Raw genomic sequence first — 18,888 nt, forward strand, 5'->3', positions numbered from 1 at the left:
GTCGCCGTGTCAGCGTAGCCAGGTCGCGGGCCGAAGGTCCCGAATCGGACGGCCTTTCGTCCCGGCGGCGGTGACAAGGCACACAGCCCTTCTGGGGCCTACTAGGGGTGATAGGGGAGGGCGCCGTGGTCGTGTCAGGGGCCCCGGCCCCGGCGTGGGACGTGGCTTTCGAGGGCGTGGAGAGAGGAGCCCGAATTACTGGGTTCAGTCCGGTTGGACCGGTTTGCAACTGGGGTGAAACCTGTCTGAAAAAAAGAGTTTCGACGCGTCGGGACGTCGAGTGGGTGAAGCCGTCGGCAGTGAATTCCCGAAGTGCTTGATACGGCTTTTGATCGTAGATGGGGTGTTTGAGCACGACGGGGGGTGCGGGTTACCAAGGGATGGCCAGCCCGGCCGGAGCGCCGGGTCCAGTCATCTCCGGAGGATTTCCGCTTATGTCGAAGCGCGTTTCGTTCCAGCACTCCCGCCGCCCGTCGCTGTCCCGTGTCCGTGGCGCCGTGGTGGCAGCCGGCCTGGGGACGTCGATGGTTCTCGGCGCGGGTGCTGCGTTCGCGGCCGGCACGACGGGCGTCTCCGGCACCGCGAGCCTGATCGACAACCTCGCGGCCCGATCGGTCGCCGAGCAGGCGGCCGTGCAGGGCAAGGCGGCCAAGGCGGCCAAGGCGGAACGTGCCGCGGCCGAGAAGGCGGCCGCGAAGAAGGCCGCCGGCTGGGCGACCCCGGTGAACCGCTACGAGCTGAGCGCGAGCTTCGGCAACGACGGCAGCCGCTGGGCCCACAAGCACTCCGGCCAGGACTTCGCCGTGCCGATCGGCACCAGGGTCGATGCCGCGCACAGCGGCACCGTCGTGAAGGCCGGGCCGAACGGCGGCGGCGACGGTCCCGCGTACGGCAACGCCGTCGTGATCAAGCACGCCAACGGCATGTACTCGCAGTACGCCCACCTGTCGCGGATCGACGTACGCATCGGCGAGACCGTGAAGACGGGCGAGAAGATCGCCCTCTCCGGCAACACCGGCAACTCCAGCGGTCCGCACCTGCACTTCGAGATCCGCCACACCGCCGACTACGGTTCCGCGGTCAACCCGGTCTCGTTCCTGCACAGGGAGGGCGTCCGGGTCTGACCCGGCCGGGCGGACGGACCCCCGCTACTCCCCGGAACCCGGGCTGTGTGCCCGGGTGACCAGCTCGCAGGCGACTTCGAGGACGGCCTTGCGCTTGTCCTCGGGGTCGCCTTCGAGGTCCTTGAGGGCGAACATGCCCGCGTGCATCGTGAAGAGCGCGGTGACGCAGCGCACCTGGTCGGTCAGGGGCGCCTCGGGTTCCTTGATCAGGTCGATCAGGGCGAGGAGGCGGTCCTTGATGGTGCTCCCGATGCTGAGGTCCCGTACGGTCGCCTGGTTCTCCTGCATGAACCGGAAGAGCGGGGCGGTCGCTGTCAGGGCCTCGCTGTAGCGGTGCAGGAGCTCCTGCTTCGTCTCCAGGGTGCGGGGCTGCTCCCTGCCCCATGCGATCAGTTCCTCGATCGGCCGGTTCAGGTCGTCGAAGATGCTGACCAGGATGTCTTCCTTGGTCTTGAAGTGGTAATACAGCGCGGCCTTGGTGACATCCAGCCGCTCGGAGATCTCGCGCAGGGAGGTCTTCTCGTAGCCCTGTTCGGCGAAGAGCTCCAGGGCGACGTCCTGGATCCGCTGGCGCGTGTTGCCCCGGCGTGGCTGCGGCGTGCTGCCCATGACGCTCTCCTCGAAGCTTACTTGACGACCGGCTAGTTACCCGTCTACTTTGCCCAGTGTAGTCAACTAGCCGGGCGGCAAGTAAGTCCCCGGTGCGCACCGGGGATCAGGGGAGTGGGACCAATGTCCGATGTGAAGAAGACACCGGGTGGGGAGGCGGGCGACCTGCCCGCCGGAATACCCGGGAAGCAGCAGCGCAGCGTACGGGTGGTGATGCTGGCCCTGATGATCACGATGCTGCTCGCCATGCTGGACAACCTGATCGTCGGTACGGCCATGCCGACGATCGTCGGTGACCTCGGCGGCCTGGAGCACCTGTCCTGGGTCGTCACCGCGTACACGCTGGCCACCGCGGCCTCCACCCCCATCTGGGGCAAGCTCGGTGACATGTACGGGCGCAAGGGCGTGTTCCTCACGTCCATCGTGCTCTTCCTGATCGGCTCGGTGCTGAGCGGAATGGCCCAGGACATGGGCCAGCTGATCGGCTTCCGGGCGATCCAGGGGCTCGGTGCGGGCGGACTGATGGTCGGTGTCATGGCGATCATCGGCGACCTGGTACCGCCCCGTGAGCGCGGCAAGTACCAGGGCATGATGGCCGGAGTCATGGCCGTCGCCATGATCGGCGGACCGCTGGTCGGCGGCACCATCACCGACCACCTCGGCTGGCGCTGGAGCTTCTACATCAACCTGCCGCTGGGCGCGATCGCCCTGGCCATGGTCACCGTCGTGCTGCACCTGCCGAAGCGGGGGCGCACCGAGGCGAAGGTCGACTACCTCGGCGCCGGGCTGCTGACCCTCGGCATCACCGCGATCGTGCTGGTCACCACCTGGGGCGGTTCGGAGTACGACTGGAACTCCGCCGTGATCATGGAGCTCATCGCGATCGGTGCCGCCGCGCTCGTCGGTTTCCTCTTCGTCGAGACGAGGGCCGCGGAACCGATCATCCCACTGCACATCTTCCGCAACCGCAACTTCACCCTGATGTCCGTCGTCGGTTTCATGTCGGGCTTCGTGATGTTCGGCGCGGTGCTCTTCCTGCCGCTGTACCAGCAGTCCGTCCAGGGTGCTTCGGCGACCAACTCGGGGTTGCTGCTCCTGCCGATGCTGCTGTCGATGATGGCCGTGTCGCTGATCGCCGGTCGAGTCACCACCAGCACCGGCAGGTACAAGATCTTCCCCGTCGTGGGCTCGGCCCTGATGGTGACCGGTCTGTTCCTGCTCTCGCAGATGGACACCGGCACCACCCGCCTCACCTCGGGCATCTACATGGCGGTGCTCGGCGCGGGCATGGGCTTCCTGATGCAGATCACGATGCTCGTCGCGCAGAACAGCGTGGACATGAAGGACATGGGAGTCGCCTCCTCCGCGACCACCCTCTTCCGCACGCTCGGCAGCTCCTTCGGCGTCGCGATCATGGGGGCGCTGTTCACCGGGCGGGTGCAGGACGAGATGGCGGCCCGCGGTGGCGGGGGAGCCACGGCGAAGTCCGCGCAGCTGGACGCGGCGAGCCTGGCGAAGCTGCCGGACGCGGTGCGTGAGGCGTACCAGTTCGCGGTGTCGTCCGGTACGCACATCGCGTTCCTGGTGGGCGCCTCGGTGGGCGTCGTGGCCCTGCTCGCATCGGTGTTCGTCAAGGAGGTCCCGCTGCGGGGAGCGGCCCCGGAGGCCACGTCGCGGGACAGCGCGGAGACACCGGCCGCGGCCGCCGAGGCCAGGCAGCCCGAGACCGTCTGACCGTTCACGGCACACGAGCGGCGCACGAGCGGCGCACGGCGTACGGGCTGGCGGGCGTACGGGCTGGCGCACGGAGTACGAGCCCGCGTACCGAGCGGCGTGCTACGTCGGGCCTGCGTACGAGCTGCTCGTACGGACGAGCCCGCGTACGAGCGGCTCACGGCGCCGACGGCGTACGGGCCGTGCACGAGCCCGGATACGGGAGGAGGCTCCCGGGGCGCGCCCCGGGAGCCTCCTCCCGTATCCGGTTCAGCCGCCGGTCCGTCTGCGGCCGGTCCCCGCGCTCTCCCCGTCGCCGCTGTCCGGCGTGCGCTGTTCGGACAGGCGCAGGACAGGGAAGCTGCCGGTGTTCGTCGGCGCGTGCTCGGGCAGCCACAGCACGGCGATCGCCCCGCCCGCGCCCTTCGCCGCCCCGTCGGGCCCCGCGTTGCGGAAGGTCAGCCGGGCCCCCAGGACCCGGGCCTGACCGGCGGCGATCGTCAGGCCGAGACCGTGCCCGTGCCCGGCCCGGTCGCTGCTTCCGGTACGGAACCGGCTCGGGCCCTCACGCAGCAGCGCCGCCGGGAACCCGGCACCGTGATCGCGGATCCGCACCACCCGGCCCTCGACCGTGACCTCCACCGGCGTGGCACCGTGCTTGGCGGCATTGCCCAGCAGATTGCCGAGGATCCGCTCCAGCCGGCGCGGATCGGTGCTGACCCAGGACTCGTGCACGACCTGCACCCGCACATCCGGGTCCAGCAGCGCGACCCGTCGGCTGACGAACTCGCCCAGCGCGATCTCCTGCAGCTCGGCCCGTTCCGACGCGCTGTCCAGCCGCGCCACCTCCAGCACGTCCTCGACCAGGGTGCGCATCGCCTGCGCCCGGTCCCGTACGAGCTCGGTGGGGCGGCCCGGAGGCAGCAGCTCGGCCGCCGTCAGCAGACCCGTCACCGGCGTACGCAGCTCGTGCGCGATGTCCGCGGTGACCCGGCGCTCCGCCTCGATCCGCTCGTGCAGCGCGTCCGTCAGCGCGTCCACCGCGCGGGCCAGCTCGTCGGTCTCGTCCTGGACCACGCCGCCGACGGCCTCCCGTACCCGTACATCCGTCTGGCCCTGCGCGACCCTGCCCGCAGCGGCCGCCGCCTTGCGCAGCCGACGCGACAGCTGCCCGCCGATCAGCACGCCCAGCGCACAGCCGCCGAACACCACCGAGACCGAGCCGATGATCAGCGCCCGGTCGAGGTCCCCCATCACCGTGGCGGTGCGGTCGGCGAACGGGGTGTGCAGCGAGAGGACATTGCCGTTGCCGACCGGCACGGCCGCCCACACGTCGGGCACCCCGTTCTTGAGCTCCCGGACATGCGTGGCACGCCGGTTCCGGCTGGTCTCCGCGCGCAGGCTGCGCGGCATCGTCGGGTCGTTGAGCTTGGCGCCGAACCGGGGATCGGCCTTCTGCGTCTTCTTCGCCTCGTACAGCAGCTGCGCGTACTTCAGCCGTTCCAGCTGGACCTCGCGCGCGTTCTCCAGCATCGAGACCCGGGCGGCGTTGTGGACGACGAAGCTGAGCGCGACCGCGGTCAGCGCACCGACCGCGGCGATGGCGATGCTGATCTTCCAGCGGACACCCGTCCGCAGGGCGAGCCGCTTCATGGCCTGAGTTTGTAGCCGAAGCCGCGGACCGTCTCGATCCGGTCCTGGCCGATCTTGGTGCGCAGCCGCTGCACATGGACATCCACGACCCGGGTGTCACCGCCCCACCCGTAGTCCCAGACCCGCTCCAGGAGCTTGTCGCGGGAGAGCACCGTGCCGGGCGCGGCGGAGAACTCCAGCAGCAGCCGCATCTCGGTCGGGGTCAGCGCCACCTGTTCGCCGGCCCGGTGGACCTCCATGCCCTCGGTGTCGACCTCCAGGTCGCCGAAGGCCAGCACCCCGCCGACGTGCTGCGGTTCCGGCTCCCCGTTGCCCGGCTGCCCGCCCGACGCATGGCCGAAGCGCCGCAGCACGGCGCGGATCCGGGCGACCAGGACCGCCCCGTCGAAGGGCTTGGTGACGTAGTCGTCGGCACCGGCCTCCAGGCCGAGCACCACGTCGATCGAGTCGGCCCGTGCCGACAGCATGATCACGGGGACGGTCGACTCGTCGCGGATACGGCGGCAGAGGCTGACCCCGTCGAGGCCCGGCACCATCACATCGAGCAGGGCGATGTCCGGTCGGTCGGCCCGGAACGCCTCCAGGCCCGACAGGCCGTCGGGCATCGCGGTCACCGCGAAGCCGTCGCGCTCCAGCGCCAGCTGGGTGGCCTCGCGGATGACGTCGTCGTCCTCGACGAACAGGACGTGGGTCTCGGCCATCGGACTGCTCTCAGTTCTCCGCCGGCTGAGCGGATCCCGGAAGACCGGCCTCTCCGTCACCGACGGCTCGGTTGAAGTCGTTGTGCACCCGGTCGTGCTCGCTGAACCGGTTGTTCGCCCATTGGTAGGTGATCACTTCCTCGCCGGAGGGGTACGCGACCGAGTCCTTCTTCCCGTACACCTGGGCCGTCACCACCAGATCACCGCGGTCGATGGTGCCGTACACCGCGGGCTGCTCGACGGCGAACACGTTCTCGTACGTGCCGTTGCTCCGCGGGCGGTACACGTAGGTGCCGACGCCCACCGAGTCGCCGCAGGTCATCACGTTGACCACGACGTCGGGCGAGGAGGCGCCGGTCAGGGTGCCGTACGAGGAGTCCACCGGGTACTCGGAACCGCTGCAGGGCTTCAGGTCCGTCCTGACCCGCTCGCCGACCTTGGGGTCGGCCTTGAGCAGCGACACGGGATCGACCCGGGGCGTGGGCTTCTCCGTGGACGGCGGACGGACGCTCGGCGTGACCTGGGCGGCCGGCTCGGTGCCCGCCGGGCCCTCGTCACGGGTGCCGGTCCCGCCGGTGGCGCAGCCGGCCGCGAGCAGCCCGAAGGCGGCGAGCCCGACCAGAGTCGTGGTGCCCGCCGCCCAGCCGGTCAGGGCCCGGCCACGCCCTCCGGCGGCCCCGCGGCCGCCGTCGTCTCTTCCGCCGCCGCGGTCGTCGCCGCTGCCGCTGTCACCGCTGGCTGTCAGGCCGCGCACCGCTCCCGCCCCCGTTCGTCCATACGCCCACCCGCCTGCGCCCGTACCCGCGCCGTCGCCCGCGTACGCGCCTGGGCGCCGACGGCCGGAGCACGGCCGGCCGCGGTCGGTCCCTGCTCCTCGCGGAGCCGGGCCTCCGCGCTCGCCGCCTCACGGCTCTCCAGCTCCTGGCGCAGGCGCGCCAGCGCGCGGTGCAGCGTGCTCTTCACCGTACCGGTCGACATGCCGAGCGCCGCCGCCGTCTCCTCCGTGCTCATCTGCTCCCAGTGTCGCAGCACGACGACGCTGCGCTGCTTGGGAGCCAGGACGCCCAGCACGTCCATCAGCAGGGCGCGGTCGGCGCGCTGCTCGCTGCCGTCCTCGACGCTCGCGTCGGGCAGCTGCTCGGTGGGGACCTCGTCCAGCTTGCGGGCCCGCCACCACTCGGTCCGGGTGTTGATCATGACGCGACGCAGATAGGCGTCGGCGAGGGACTTGTCGGCGATGCCGTCCCAGCGGCCGTACGTACGGACCAGGGCGGTCTGCAGCAGGTCCTGCGCGTCCACCGGGTCCGGAACCAGTCGGCGTGCACTGCGCAGCAGTGCCTCCTGCCGAGTGCGTACGTACTCCTCGAATTCGAGCACCTCGCCCTGCGCCATTCCAACCGCCTCCGTCCCCGTAGAACCCCGTAGAACCGCCGCCAGCCATCGATCGGTCGGGCTGACGTCGATGACGGTACGGAGCTGTTGTCACGGGGCTGTGCGGAGCAGCCATACGCCGACGCACGGCTGTCCATCAGTTGTGTAACAGCGGCGGAGCCAGGAGCCGCGGGGTCAGCTCAGCGGCAGCCGGTAATGGCCGTCGGCCAGCGGTTCGACGAGGCCGTCCGCGACCAGTCCGTCCAGTGCGCGAGCCCGTTGCACCGGCTCGTCCCACACCGCGTCCAGTGCCGACTGCGGCACCGGCGTCACGGCCTCGCGCAGCACGGCGAGCAGCCGCCCGCGCACCTGCCGGTCGGTGCCGGCGTAGGTCTGACCACGCCGCGGGGGCCCCTGGTGGGCGGGCTTCCCGGCCAGCAGCCAGGCACACTGCCCAGCGATCGGGCACCGGGTGCAGTCCTCGTTCTTGGCGGTGCAGACGAGGGCGCCGAGCTCCATCGTCGCGGCGGCCCAGCGGGCGGCCCGCTCGTCCTCCTCGGGGAGCAGCGCGCGGGCGAGCTTGCGCTCGGCGGCGGTGGTCGCGTTCGGCGGGTACTGGATGCCGGTCGCGGCGCGGGCGAACACCCGGCGGACGTTCGTGTCGAGTACGGCATGGCGCTGCCCGTACGCGAACGAGGCCACCGCCGCCGCGGTGTACTCACCGATCCCGGGCAGGGCGAGCAGCTGACCGTGCTCGCTCGGTACGTCGCCGCCGTGCCGTTCCGTTATTGCCTGCGCGGCTCCGTGCAGGCGGAGCGCGCGGCGGGGGTAGCCGAGCCGGCCCCAGGCACGGACCGCCTCACCGGGCGGCTCGGCAGCCAGGTCCGCCGGGCGCGGCCAGCGGGCCATCCACTGTTCGTACACCGGGAGGACCCGGCTGACGGGGGTCTGCTGCAGCATGAACTCGCTCACCATCACACCCCAGGCGCCCGCTTCGGGACGGCGCCAGGGCAGATCGCGGGCGTGCTGTTCGAACCACCCGATGACGGGAGCATGGAGGGAGGCGGGGGGCGTCTGTGTCGCAGTCATGGCAGTCATCGCACCCACGATCCTGGCACGGAAGCGCAGACGAGGGCTCCGCGCACGGTGGTGTCGCTCCTCCTGGGGGCCCTTGGGGTGATAATGCCACCCGTCTGTCCCCCCGGAATCCGGCAACCGGCCCAAGGGGACTCCCCCGGTGGCGTCAGTCCCGTCCGTGCCGCCGCCGTGATCCCCCGCTCCGCCGCCGGGACCGGACCGCCGTCCCCGTACTCGGCCCCGGCCCCGACACCAGGGCCGCCACCGGCGCCCCGCTGCCCCGTACCGTTCGGGCGAGCGACCGGGCCGGCCGGTACAGCACGGCGACCGCCGCGGCCGACACCGCGGCACCCAGCAGCAGGCCGACCGCCACGTCGTGCGGGTAGTGCACCCCGACGAAGACCCGGGAGAAGGCCATCAGCAGGGCCAGGGGCACGGTGAGCCAGGCCAGCCGGGGCCGGGCGATCGCCAGGGCGACGGCTGCCGCTCCGGCGATCGCGGAGTGGTTGCTGGGGAACGACCAGTCGCCCGTCGGCGGACACGGCACCAGCGAGGCCGCCGCCCCGACGACCGTCCGGCATGGCCGTTCCTCGTCCACCATCGACTTGAACACCTCGCTGACCACATAGGCGAAGGCCGTCGCGAGGGGCGCGAGCACCGCCAGCGCCAGGGCGGCCTCGTCCGCCCGGCGGGCACGCCACCAGCCGGTGACGAACAGAACGCCGAAGACCAGGAGGCCGAGCTCCGTCCATGTCTCGGCCACGTGTTGCACCCATGACGGCATGTCATGAGCGAAGTCGGTGATGTCCCGGTAGAGCGACGCAGTAGCTGAACTATCCATGTGACAGAGGGTAGTCAACGAAACCCAGTGGTCACCTTCGGCGATTCCGGGGGCCCGATCCGGCGGAAGTACGGGCCCGAACAGGCCGAACCGGGATGATGATCCGCAAAACTTCGGGTCCGGGCGGCGGGTGGGGCGGGAGTCGGCGCCGATCTCTCGTACAGTTTGTGTCGTGGGATCTTTGCGTAATCCGATCGGGCCGCTTCCCTCCACCATCTACTGGCGACGGAGGGCGGTGGCGGCGACGCTGGTCGCGCTGCTCGTGCTGCTGATCGCATGGGCCGTCACCTCCGGCGGCGGTAAGACGAACACGGACGACTCCCGGCCCGGCGGATCGGGTCCCGTGCGCGAGATCACCCCCGGCCCCACCCCGTCCGGCCCGGCCATCGGCCAACAGCCGGGCGGGCGCGACGAGTCGGGCGACTCGGGCGGGGGCGACGGAGACGCCACCGGTACGGGCGCGGGCTCCGGCGGCGCGAGCGGTGGCGGCGACGGTACGGGCGCCGGCAGCGCCACGGGCGCCGGAGCAGGTGGCGCGAGCGGCGGCGGCGCGGCGACCGGTCAGCAGGTCCCGGCGGACTCACCGCTTCCCAACTGCGCGGCCGACGCACTCCAGTTGAGCCTGAAGACCGAGCTCAGCTACAGCCCCGGCGAGAAGCCGAAGTTCCGGTTGGTCGCCAGGAACACCTCGTCCACCACCTGCAAGGCCGACTTCGGGCCGAAGAGCGCGGTGCTCACCATCACCGAGGCGGGGGGCGACGACAACCAGGTGTGGTCCTCCAAGGACTGCCCGCGCAACGCCGGCAGCCTGCTGCTGAAGGTTCCGGCGGGTGCGACCGTCGTCCACACCGTGGAGTGGGACCGGAAGAAGAGCGTCCCGCAGTGCGCGACGACGCCGTCGGGAACCGCCGGGCCCGGTACGTACCTGGTCGAGGCGAAGTCGCCGGGCGAGCCGGTGCAGCGGGCCTCGTTCGTCCTCGCGAAGGACTGAGTCGCGAAGGACTGAGTCGCGAAGGGCCGAGTCGTGAGGGGCCGAGTCGTGAGGGGGCGAATCGCGGAGGGCTGAGCCACGGACGGCTGAGTCGCGAAGAGCCGCGTCACGGAGGGCCGGATCGCGAAGGGCCGAGGGGTGCGGGCCGGCGGGCGGGGGCGGTCCCGGAAACGCCGCGGGGCCCGGTCTCCCGGGCCCCGCGCGGCACGGCTACACGTAGCGTTCGAGAATCGACGACTCGGCCAGCCGCGACAGGCCCTCGCGGACGCTCCGCGCCCGCGCCTCGCCGACCCCGTCGACCGTCTGGAGGTCGTCCACGCTGGCGGCGAGGAGCTTCTGCAGGCCACCGAAGTGCTCCACCAGCCGGTCGATGATCGCCCCGGGCAGCCGCGGCACCTTCGCCAGCAGCCTGAAGCCGCGCGGCGAGACCGCCGAATCCAGTGTTTCCGGTGAGCCGCTGTACCCCAGCGCCCTTGCCACCACCGGGAGTTCGAGCAGTTCGGTGTGGGAGAGCGCGTCCAGTTCGGTCAGCGCCTCGGCGACCGTGCGGGACCGTTTGGCGGTCGGCTCCGGCACGTAGTCGCGCACGACCAGCTCACGCTCCGGCTCGACGCCCGCGATCAACTCGTCGAGCTGGAGGGAGAGAAGCCGGCCGTCGGTGCCCAGCTCCACCACGTACTCCGCGATCTCGGTCGCGATCCGGCGGACCATCTCCAGCCGCTGCGCGACGGCCGTCACGTCCCGGACCGTCACCAGGTCCTCGATCTCCAGCGCCGAGAGCGTGCCCGCGACCTCGTCGAGCCGGAGCTTGTACCGCTCCAGGGTGGCGAGCGCCTGATTGGCGCGGGAGAGGATCGCGGCGGACTCCTCCAGGACCCGGCGCTCCCCGTCCACGTACAGCGCGATCAGACGCATCGACTGGGAGACGGAGACGACCGGGAAGTTGCACTGCTTGGAGACCCGGTCCGCCGTGCGGTGGCGGGTGCCGGTCTCCTCGGTGGGGATGGAGGCGTCCGGGACCAGCTGCACGCCGGCCCGCAGGATCTTGGTCATGTCCTTGTCGAGGATCAGCGCCCCGTCGAGCTTGGCCAGCTCACGCAGGCGCGTCGCGGTGAACTCCACGTCCAGCACGAATCCGCCGGTGCACATCGACTCCACGGTCTTGTCCATGCCGAGCACGATCAGTCCGCCGGTGTTGCCGCGGAGAATGCGCTCCAGGCCGTCCCGCAGCGCCATTCCGGGCGCGACGGCGCTCAACGAGGCGCGCATCAGCGCCTCGTTACCGGTGCCTTGGCCGGACTTTCCGGGCGATGCTGCCCGGTCGCTGGCTGCCACTGCACTCCTCCGGTCACAGGTTTGCGGTGCCCTTACGTCACTCATACCGTTCGTACGGACGGGCGAGACCAGGGCAAAGTCTACCGGCGTGCGCTCTCCTCCTGCGGGGCCTGTGCGCGAGACCGGCGCGGGAGCACGCTCAGAGCATCGCCCATGTTGGCGACTTCTGTGACCTTCATACCGGCCGGGATCTTCCCCGGGTCGGCCGGAACCAGCGCGTGCGTGAAGCCCAGCCGGTGCGCCTCGGCCAGCCTGCGCTGGACCCCCGTGACCCGTCTGACCTCGCCCGCCAGGCCCACCTCGCCGATCGCCACCAGGTTCTTGGGCAGGGGCGTGTCACTGGCGGCGCTGGCCAGTGCCAGCGCGACCGCGAGATCCGCGGCGGGCTCGGAGAGCTTCACCCCGCCGACGGTCGCGCTGTAGATGTCCCGCTTGCCGAGCGAGCTGATCCGGCCGCGCTGCTCCAGAACGGCCAGCATCATCGACACCCGGGACGTCTCCAGCCCCGAGGTGGTGCGCCGGGGCGAGGGGATCTGGGAATCGACCGTCAGCGCCTGCACCTCGGCGACGAGCGGGCGCTTGCCCTCCAGGGTGACGGTCAGGCAGGTGCCGGGGACGGGCTCGTCGCGCCGGGTGAGGAACAGCCCGGACGGGTCGGCGAGGCCGGTGATGCCCTCGTCGTGCAGCTCGAAACAGCCGACCTCGTCGGTCGCGCCGTACCTGTTCTTGACTCCCCGTACGAGCCGGAGGCGGGCGTGGCGGTCGCCCTCGAAGGACAGCACCACGTCGACGAGATGCTCCAGCAGCCGCGGCCCGGCGATCGCCCCGTCCTTGGTGACATGGCCGACCAGGAGCGTCGACATGCCGCGCTCCTTGGAGGCCCGGATGAGGGCACCGGCGACCTCCCGGACCTGTGCCATGCCGCCGGGCGCCCCGTCGATCTCGGGCGAGGCGACGGTCTGCACGGAGTCGAGGACCAGGAGCGACGGCTTGACGGCGTCCAGATGGCCGAGGACCGCGGACAGATCGGTCTCGGCGGCGAGATACAGATGGTCGTTGATCGCCTGGATCCGGTCGGCGCGCAGGCGCACCTGGCTCGCGGACTCCTCGGCGGTGACGTAGAGGGTGCGGTGGTCGTCGCTCGCCGCCTTGGCGGCGACATCCAGCAGCAGCGTCGACTTCCCGACGCCCGGCTCGCCCGCGAGCAGCACGACGGCGCCGGGGACGAGACCGCCGCCGAGCACCCGGTCCAGCTCGCCGACGCCGGTCGACCGGGCGGTGGCCTGCCGGCTGTCGACCTGGCCGATGGGGAGCGCGGCGCTGCTGACCCGGCCGGCCGCGGTGGTCCGCACGGCGGGGGCGCCGCCGAACTCCTCGACCGTCCCCCACGCCTGGCATTCGGGGCAGCGGCCGAGCCACTTGGCGGTCGTCCAGCCGCATTCGGTGCAGCGGTAGGACGGCCGGTCCTTCGCGGATTTCGTACGGGCAGCCATGGCGCAACCGTATAGGTGGGGACCGACAGTGCCGCCGGGCGCGGTCCGCGGGCGGCGCCCGGCGCGCGCCGACGTCCGCCGACGGACCGGGCACATCCGCCGGAACCAGGTATTCCGGCCCATGAATCCGGGATTCCTGTCCCCTTTTGAGCGATACGTTCACCCGTAAGGATTAAATGTGTTCAAGGGGCGCTAAAGGCGTGCTCTGCGCTGCCTACGGTCGCCGGGTGACGAGCAGCAGACTGGAGCACCCCACGCACACCACCGGCGCACACCGGACGTGGCGCCGTGCGCCCCACTCCTCGACGCAGCCTTCGCCGCGGCAGCCTCCCGCACGTGACGAGCCGCATCTCGACGGCCTCTTCACCTACTGCCTCTCCGTGCTCTGCGACCACGAGGCCGCCACCGAGGCGCTCGGCGGTGTGCTCGCGATCGCGGAACGGCAGGACGGCCGGTGCCCGGAGGGCGAGGAGGAACGTAAATCCTGGCTGTACGCGCTGGCCAGATGGATGTGTCTGCGCAGGCTCGCCGAGCAGGGGCAGGGCCGTCGGGCGCACCGCCGCAAGGCCGGGGGGAAGCTGCCGGGAGGGCAGCAGGCCAAGCAGCCGGGACGCCAGCCGGCCCAGCGGGAACGGGAGACGAAGCGGGCGGCGGGCGGCCCTCCGGGCAAGCAGCCGAGCGGGCCGGCCACCCAGGGGGCGCGCGCGGGACGCCGTACGCCCCCCGCCGCCGGCGTGAAGCCGTCGGCCGGCTTCACGCCGGGCGGCGCCCCGGCGGGCCGGACCCCCGCCCCCACCCGCGAGCCCGGGGCCGCCGCCGAGGCGCACCGCCGCGAACTCGCCCAGTTGGCCTGGCCGGAGGCCGCGGGCACCACCCCCGAACAGCGCGAGGCGCTCGAACTCGCCGTGCGCCACCGTCTCGCCCCGCGCGCCGTCGCCTCCGTCCTGGGCCTCGAACCCGCGACCGCCCGCGAGCTCCTGGCCGCCGCGGCCTGCGAAGTGGAACGCACCCGCGCCGCCCTCGCCGTCGTCGAGACCGGCAACTGCCCCACCATCGCCCGGCTCACCGGCGACCGCCGCGTCCTGCTCTCCGCCACCCTGCGCCGCGAACTCGTCCGCCATGTCGACGACTGCCCCCGCTGTCGCCGGGCCGCCGAGCGGGCCGGGGCCCGGGGCCCGTGGCCGGGCGCGGCCGTCACCCCGGCCGCCGCGCTGCCGGTCGTCGCGGCGCCGCGGCCGTCCGCGTACGTCGCGATGGCGCACGCCCGGCGGAACCGGTCCGGCAGCCCGCGCTTCGACCGGGCGGGCTTCCCCATGGACCCGAAGGACCGCGCCGCACGCCGGGACCGGCTGCGCGCCAGGGTCGTGACGACGACGGTGGTGGCGACGGTCGTCGCAGCCCCGGTGATCGCGCTGTGGACCGCCTACCGCGGCGCGCCGCAGACCGGCGAGGGCCACGAGGGCTCCTCGGTCACCGCGACGGGGACGGACGCGGGCCACGGCCCCGACGGCACCCCGGACGGCCACTACGAGAACGCGGGCAACGTCCGTTCCCAGCCCGGCGCCCCCTTCGAGGACGGCCGCGGCCCGGACGTCTCGGCCGAGGTGATCGGCTTCGGGCCGGCGCGGGGCGGCATGGGCGGGTTCACCGTCGAGGCCCGCTCGTCCGGCGGCACGGCACTGGTCCGCCTGACCGCCCCGGGCGGCGCACCGGTCGCGTGGTCGGCACGGGCGGACACGTCCTGGCTGCGCCTCAGCAGCACCTCGGGGACGCTCGCCGCGGGCGGGAGCACCACGATCCGCGTCCTCGTGGACCGTCTGCGGGAACCCGCCGGTTCCTGGAGCGCGCGCATCGCCCTGGCCCCGTCGGGGTCGGTCGTGGCGGTCCGGGGGCACGGGGCGGCGGCACCGTCCCCCGGCGGCCCGGGGCATTCGGGTCCGCCCGCCCCTTCGGGTCCGTCCGTACCGTCGCAGCCGTCGTCCTCGCCGGGCCCCACCCGGCCGGCCGACCCGAGCCCCGACCCGACGGGCTCCACGGACCCCGCGCCGACGCCGACCGGTCCGACACCGTCCCCGGACCCGACCGGCCCGTCGACGCCCAGCGACCCGGGCGCGGGTACGGGCGGTTCCCCGCCGAGGAGCTGAAGACCGGGGCAGAACGCCCGCAGGACCGGCGGCGCCCGGCGGCGCCCGGCGGCCACGGGGCGCCGGGCCGGTGCCGCGTCGCGCGCCGGCGGGCGACGCGCAGGAGGGTTTCCCCGCACGGAGCGGGCGCCGCCACCCTGCCGCGGTAGCCGTCACACCGGGACAGTCGTCACACCACGGCAGTCGTCACACCACGGCAGCCACCCCGGTGCGGCAGCTGTCACACCACGGCAGTCGTCACGCCGCGGCAGCTGTCACGCCGGATCCGCCGGGTGCGGTGCCATCGGCAGCAGCGAGGACAGGCGCTCCTCGCACAGCTCGACCAGCCGGTCGTAGCCCTTCTTGCCCATCAGCTCGACGAGTTCCGGCCGGTACGAGACGTACACCGGCTCCCCGGCCCCGTGCGCGGACGTCGCCGACGTGCACCACCAGTGCAGGTCGTGACCGCCCGGACCCCAGCCCCTGCGGTCGTACTCGCCGATCGAGACCTGGAGCACGCGCGTGTCGTCGGGCCGGTCGATCCAGTCGTACGTACGCCGGATCGGCAGCTGCCAGCAGACGTCCGGCTTGGTCTCCAGCGGCTCCTTGCCCTCCCGCAGCGCCAGGATGTGCAGCGAGCAGCCCGCGCCCGCCGCGAACCCGGGACGGTTCTGGAAGATGCACGAACCCTTCCAGCGCCGCGTCTGGCGTTCCCCGTCGTCGTCGACCTCGACCCAGCCCGTCTCCGTACCGACGTCGTGGAACTGCCACAGCTCGGGAGTCAGCCGCTCGACGTGGCCCGCCACCCGCTCCTCGTCGTCCTCGTCCGAGAAGTGCGCGCCCAGCGTGCAGCACCCGTCGTCCGCACGCCCCGCCTGGATGCCCTGGCAGCCGCTGCCGAAGATGCAGGTCCACCTGGAGGTCAGCCAGGTCAGGTCGCAGCGGAAGACCTGCTCGTCGTCCGCGGGGTCGGGGAACTCGACCCAGGCGCGTGCGAAGTCGATTCCCGTTTCGTCTTCGGACCGGATCGGTCCGTTCGCTTCCTGCTGCTGCATCTCCTGCTTCGTTCTCTGCTTCTTCGTGATTTTGCCCGGCTTCGCCTTTTTCGTCTTTGGCACGCGCCAAGGGTAAGTCCGCCGCCCCGGTAGCGTTCCGGGTATGAGACTCGGAGTCCTCGACGTGGGTTCGAACACAGTGCATCTGCTGGTGGTGGACGCGCACCCGGGCGCCCGGCCGTTGCCCGCGCACTCGCACAAGGCCGAGCTGCGCCTGGCCGAGCTCCTCGACGAGGACGGTGCGATCGGCCCCCACGGTGTGGACCGGCTCGTGGAGACGCTCGCCGACGCGCTCCAGGCCGCCGAGGACAAGGGGTGCGAGGACGTCCTGCCCTTCGCCACGTCCGCCGTGCGGGAGGCCGGCAACGCCGACCAGGTGCTGGCCCGGGTGCGCGACGAGACGGGCATCGACCTCGCCGTTCTCAGCGGCGCGGAGGAGGCCCGGCTCACCTTCCTCGCCGCCCGCCGCTGGTTCGGCTGGTCGGCGGGGCGGCTGCTGGTGCTGGACATCGGCGGCGGCTCGCTGGAGGTCGCGTACGGCATGGACGAGGAGCCGGACGCGGCGGTGTCGCTGCCGCTCGGGGCCGGCCGGCTGACCGCCGGGTGGCTGCCGGGCGATCCGCCGGACCCGGCGGACGTGAAGGCGCTTCGCCGCCATGTCCGGGCCCGGATCGCCCGGAGCGTCGGGGAGTTCACCCGCCTCGGGCGCCCCGACCATGTCGTCGGTACCTCCAAGACCTTCAAGCAGCTCGCCAGGATGGCGGGCGCCGCACGCTCCACCGACGGCCTGTACGTGCAGCGCGCCCTCACCCGCAAGGCACTGGAGGAGTGGGTGCCGAAGCTGGCCGCGATGACCGTCGAGCAGCGGGCCGCCCTGCCCGGCGTCTCCGAGGGCCGGGCCGCGCAGCTGCTGGCCGGGGCGCTGGTTGCGGAGGGGGCCATGGATCTGTTCGGGGTCGACGAACTGGAGATCTGCCCCTGGGCGCTGCGCGAGGGCGTCATCCTGCGCCGTCTGGACCATCTGCCGACGGAGCCGACGGAGCCGACGGAGCCGACGGAGCCGACGGAGCGGGCCGCGTCGCGCTGAGCGCGCGGGAGGCGCCCGCGCAGAGGGAGCGGCGCCCGCGCCGCGCGCAAGCAGCCTCTGAACCGGCTGCGGCCGATGCGGCAGCCGGGGAGCGCCCGTGCCGCGCGCAAGCAGCCGCGCCGAGGGGCGGCATCCCGCCCCGGACCGCCCCGCGGAGGTGGCCGGAAGCCTGCCATGGCCCTTCTCACTTTCCGCCCGGAGCCCTCGGCGGGGCGTACCACTGCCCGTACGCTGTCCCAGTGGCAGAACCAGTGGTGCGCATCCCGGATGCGAAGGTCGCCCTGTCGACGGCTTCCGTCTACCCGGAGTCGACGTCGACGGCCTTCGAGATCGCCGCGCGTCTTGGTTACGACGGTGTCGAGATCATGGTGTGGACCGACCCCGTCAGCCAGGACATCGAGGCCCTGAGACGGCTCTCGGACCATCACCAGGTGCCGATCCTCGCCGTCCACGCGCCCTGTCTGCTGATCACCCAGCGCGTCTGGTCCACCGATCCATGGGTGAAGCTCCAGCGGGCCCGTGCCGCCGCGGAGAAGCTCGGGGCGACGACCGTCGTCGTCCACCCGCCGTTCCGTTGGCAGCGCAACTACGCCCGCGACTTCGTCACCGGGATCTGGCGCATGGCGGACGAGACCGATGTGCGGTTCGCCGTCGAGAACATGTACCCCTGGCGCTACCGGGACCGCGAGATGCTGGCGTACGCCCCCGACTGGGACGTCACCAACGACGACTACCGGCACTTCACCGTGGACCTCTCGCACACCGCGACGGCCCGCACGGACGGCATGGCGATGGTGGACCGGATGGGTGACCGGCTCGCCCACATCCACCTCGCCGACGGCAAGGGCTCCAACAAGGACGAGCACCTGGTGCCCGGCCGCGGCGACCAGCCCTGCGCCGAACTCCTGGAACACCTGGCCCGTACCGGCTTCGACGGCCATGTCGTCATCGAGGTCAACACCCGTCGCGCCATGTCCACCGCCGAACGCGAGGCCGACCTGGCGGAGGCGCTGGCCTTCACCCGGCTCCACCTGGCGTCGTCCTCCGCCGGAGCACCGCGTCCGTGACCGGCGGCCGCACCGACGACGAGGTCCCCGCGGACCCCGCCCCCAGGCGCCGCGGCCGGCCCTCCCGCAAGGCCGGGACCACCGGCCCCGACGCCCGCGCCCGGATCCTGGAGGCGGCCCGCACCGAGTTCGCGGAGCGCGGCTACGACAAGACGTCGATCAGGGGCATCGCCAAGGCGGCGGGCGTCGACTCCGCACTCGTCCACCACTACTTCGGTACGAAGGACGAGGTCTTCGCGGCGGCCGTCGAGCTCTCCTTCGAGCCGGCCCTGGTGATCCCGGCCGTTCTCGGCGGCGGCACGGAGGGCCTGGGGGAGCGGCTGGCCGGCTACTTCATCGCCGTATGGGAGAACCCGGCGTCCAGGGCCCCCCTGCTGGCGATCATGCGCTCCGCGCTGACGCACGAGGCGGCGGCGAACGTCCTCCGCGGCTTCGTCCTGCGCCGCCTCCTGGAACGCGTCGCGGAGGCACTTGACGTACCGGACGCGACGTTCCGCGCGGAACTGGCCGCCTCGCACATGCTCGGGATCGCGATGCTGCGCTACGTCGTGCGAGCGGAACCGCTGGCTTCGGCACCCCCCGAGAAGATCGTCGAGATGGTGGCACCGACGTTGCAGCGCTACCTGGCGGAACCCTGACCGCACCGTC

At 72.3% G+C, this 18,888-nt stretch carries 17 protein-coding genes; 7 read left to right on the forward strand and 10 right to left on the reverse strand.

Annotation, left to right across the window (positions count from 1 at the left end; translation table 11 throughout):
- Positions 1-434: 434 nt before the first annotated feature.
- A complete protein-coding gene (locus ACFVT1_RS07120) occupies positions 435-1,124 on the forward strand; it encodes a M23 family metallopeptidase (RefSeq protein WP_389793284.1) in 690 nt (229 codons plus the stop codon).
- Between the two features lie 24 nt (positions 1,125-1,148).
- Here the strand turns inward: ACFVT1_RS07120 and ACFVT1_RS07125 are convergent, their stop codons facing one another.
- Positions 1,149-1,733, reverse strand: a complete 585-nt coding sequence (locus ACFVT1_RS07125) for a TetR/AcrR family transcriptional regulator (RefSeq protein ID WP_389793286.1) — start codon at positions 1,731-1,733, stop codon at positions 1,149-1,151.
- Between the two features lie 123 nt (positions 1,734-1,856).
- Between ACFVT1_RS07125 and ACFVT1_RS07130 the strand changes: the two genes are divergently transcribed.
- A complete protein-coding gene (locus ACFVT1_RS07130; RefSeq protein WP_389793288.1) occupies positions 1,857-3,467 on the forward strand; it encodes an MDR family MFS transporter in 1,611 nt (536 codons plus the stop codon).
- A 249-nt stretch (positions 3,468-3,716) separates the two neighbouring features.
- On the opposite strand, the gene cseC is transcribed toward ACFVT1_RS07130, so the two are convergent.
- The 6 genes from cseC to ACFVT1_RS07160 all read right to left on the reverse strand — a co-directional run bounded on the left by cseC (position 3,717) and on the right by ACFVT1_RS07160 (position 9,089).
- Positions 3,717-5,099 carry a two-component system sensor histidine kinase CseC gene (gene cseC, locus ACFVT1_RS07135; protein ID WP_389793290.1) on the reverse strand — a complete coding sequence of 461 codons (1,383 nt, stop codon included), beginning with the start codon at positions 5,097-5,099 and terminating at the stop codon, positions 3,717-3,719.
- Positions 5,096-5,800, reverse strand: coding sequence for a two-component system response regulator CseB (gene cseB / locus ACFVT1_RS07140; RefSeq protein ID WP_362193618.1), 705 nt, complete (start codon positions 5,798-5,800; stop codon positions 5,096-5,098). Before cseB ends, cseC begins: the two co-directional genes overlap by 4 nt.
- A gap of 10 nt (positions 5,801-5,810) precedes the next feature.
- Positions 5,811-6,554 (reverse strand): hypothetical protein, encoded by a 744-nt coding sequence (locus ACFVT1_RS07145; protein ID WP_389793292.1) that lies wholly within the window; start codon positions 6,552-6,554, stop codon positions 5,811-5,813.
- The gene (locus ACFVT1_RS07150) at positions 6,542-7,192 is read right to left on the reverse strand and encodes a SigE family RNA polymerase sigma factor (protein WP_389793294.1); all 651 of its coding nucleotides are present in this window, start codon (positions 7,190-7,192) and stop codon (positions 6,542-6,544) included. Before ACFVT1_RS07150 ends, ACFVT1_RS07145 begins: the two co-directional genes overlap by 13 nt.
- 174 nt (positions 7,193-7,366) lie before the next feature.
- A complete protein-coding gene (locus tag ACFVT1_RS07155; protein WP_389793297.1) occupies positions 7,367-8,269 on the reverse strand; it encodes an A/G-specific adenine glycosylase in 903 nt (300 codons plus the stop codon).
- A gap of 145 nt (positions 8,270-8,414) precedes the next feature.
- On the reverse strand, positions 8,415-9,089 hold the full coding sequence (locus ACFVT1_RS07160) for a phosphatase PAP2 family protein (RefSeq protein WP_389793299.1): 675 nt from the start codon (positions 9,087-9,089) through the stop codon (positions 8,415-8,417).
- A gap of 172 nt (positions 9,090-9,261) precedes the next feature.
- Between ACFVT1_RS07160 and ACFVT1_RS07165 the strand changes: the two genes are divergently transcribed.
- Positions 9,262-10,080 (forward strand): hypothetical protein, encoded by an 819-nt coding sequence (locus ACFVT1_RS07165; RefSeq protein WP_389793301.1) that lies wholly within the window; start codon positions 9,262-9,264, stop codon positions 10,078-10,080.
- Between the two features lie 210 nt (positions 10,081-10,290).
- Here the strand turns inward: ACFVT1_RS07165 and disA are convergent, their stop codons facing one another.
- Together disA and radA are read right to left on the reverse strand one after the other, a co-directional pair.
- A complete protein-coding gene (disA, locus tag ACFVT1_RS07170; protein ID WP_327368154.1) occupies positions 10,291-11,415 on the reverse strand; it encodes a DNA integrity scanning diadenylate cyclase DisA in 1,125 nt (374 codons plus the stop codon).
- Between the two features lie 80 nt (positions 11,416-11,495).
- Positions 11,496-12,908 (reverse strand): DNA repair protein RadA, encoded by a 1,413-nt coding sequence (gene radA, locus ACFVT1_RS07175; protein WP_389793303.1) that lies wholly within the window; start codon positions 12,906-12,908, stop codon positions 11,496-11,498.
- A gap of 176 nt (positions 12,909-13,084) precedes the next feature.
- On the opposite strand from radA, the gene ACFVT1_RS07180 reads away from it, so the two are divergent.
- Positions 13,085-15,052, forward strand: a complete 1,968-nt coding sequence (locus ACFVT1_RS07180; RefSeq protein WP_389793305.1) for a hypothetical protein — start codon at positions 13,085-13,087, stop codon at positions 15,050-15,052.
- 254 nt (positions 15,053-15,306) lie between these two features.
- Here the strand turns inward: ACFVT1_RS07180 and ACFVT1_RS07185 are convergent, their stop codons facing one another.
- A complete protein-coding gene (locus tag ACFVT1_RS07185) occupies positions 15,307-16,149 on the reverse strand; it encodes a hypothetical protein (RefSeq protein WP_389793307.1) in 843 nt (280 codons plus the stop codon).
- A gap of 40 nt (positions 16,150-16,189) precedes the next feature.
- Between ACFVT1_RS07185 and ACFVT1_RS07190 the strand changes: the two genes are divergently transcribed.
- The 3 genes from ACFVT1_RS07190 (at position 16,190) to ACFVT1_RS07200 (ending at position 18,878) form a co-directional block, all read left to right on the forward strand.
- Positions 16,190-17,173 carry a Ppx/GppA phosphatase family protein gene (locus ACFVT1_RS07190; RefSeq protein ID WP_389793309.1) on the forward strand — a complete coding sequence of 328 codons (984 nt, stop codon included), beginning with the start codon at positions 16,190-16,192 and terminating at the stop codon, positions 17,171-17,173.
- 239 nt (positions 17,174-17,412) lie between these two features.
- Positions 17,413-18,240, forward strand: coding sequence for a sugar phosphate isomerase/epimerase family protein (locus ACFVT1_RS07195; protein WP_389793311.1), 828 nt, complete (start codon positions 17,413-17,415; stop codon positions 18,238-18,240).
- Positions 18,237-18,878: a TetR family transcriptional regulator gene (locus ACFVT1_RS07200; RefSeq protein WP_389793312.1), complete on the forward strand. Its 642-nt coding sequence runs from the start codon at positions 18,237-18,239 to the stop codon at positions 18,876-18,878. Before ACFVT1_RS07195 ends, ACFVT1_RS07200 begins: the two co-directional genes overlap by 4 nt.
- The last annotated feature ends 10 nt before the right edge of the window (positions 18,879-18,888 follow it).

The sequence above is a fragment of the Streptomyces sp. NPDC057963 genome (genome assembly GCF_042887155.1).
Classification (GTDB): Bacteria; Actinomycetota; Actinomycetes; order Streptomycetales; family Streptomycetaceae; genus Streptomyces.

Excerpts from the sequence above, each read along its gene's own strand:
- ACFVT1_RS07120 (WP_389793284.1), top strand. The coding sequence starts at position 435 with ATGTCGAAGCGCGTTTCGTTCCAGCACTCCCGCCGCCCGTCGCTGTCC.
- ACFVT1_RS07125 (WP_389793286.1), bottom strand. The coding sequence starts at position 1,733 with ATGGGCAGCACGCCGCAGCCACGCCGGGGCAACACGCGCCAGCGGATC.
- ACFVT1_RS07130 (WP_389793288.1), top strand. The coding sequence starts at position 1,857 with ATGTCCGATGTGAAGAAGACACCGGGTGGGGAGGCGGGCGACCTGCCC.
- cseC (WP_389793290.1), bottom strand. The coding sequence starts at position 5,099 with ATGAAGCGGCTCGCCCTGCGGACGGGTGTCCGCTGGAAGATCAGCATC.
- cseB (WP_362193618.1), bottom strand. The coding sequence starts at position 5,800 with ATGGCCGAGACCCACGTCCTGTTCGTCGAGGACGACGACGTCATCCGC.
- ACFVT1_RS07150 (WP_389793294.1), bottom strand. The coding sequence starts at position 7,192 with ATGGCGCAGGGCGAGGTGCTCGAATTCGAGGAGTACGTACGCACTCGG.
- ACFVT1_RS07155 (WP_389793297.1), bottom strand. The coding sequence starts at position 8,269 with ATGACTGCCATGACTGCGACACAGACGCCCCCCGCCTCCCTCCATGCT.
- ACFVT1_RS07160 (WP_389793299.1), bottom strand. The coding sequence starts at position 9,089 with ATGGATAGTTCAGCTACTGCGTCGCTCTACCGGGACATCACCGACTTC.
- radA (WP_389793303.1), bottom strand. The coding sequence starts at position 12,908 with ATGGCTGCCCGTACGAAATCCGCGAAGGACCGGCCGTCCTACCGCTGC.
- ACFVT1_RS07180 (WP_389793305.1), top strand. The coding sequence starts at position 13,085 with ATGTGTTCAAGGGGCGCTAAAGGCGTGCTCTGCGCTGCCTACGGTCGC.
- ACFVT1_RS07190 (WP_389793309.1), top strand. The coding sequence starts at position 16,190 with ATGAGACTCGGAGTCCTCGACGTGGGTTCGAACACAGTGCATCTGCTG.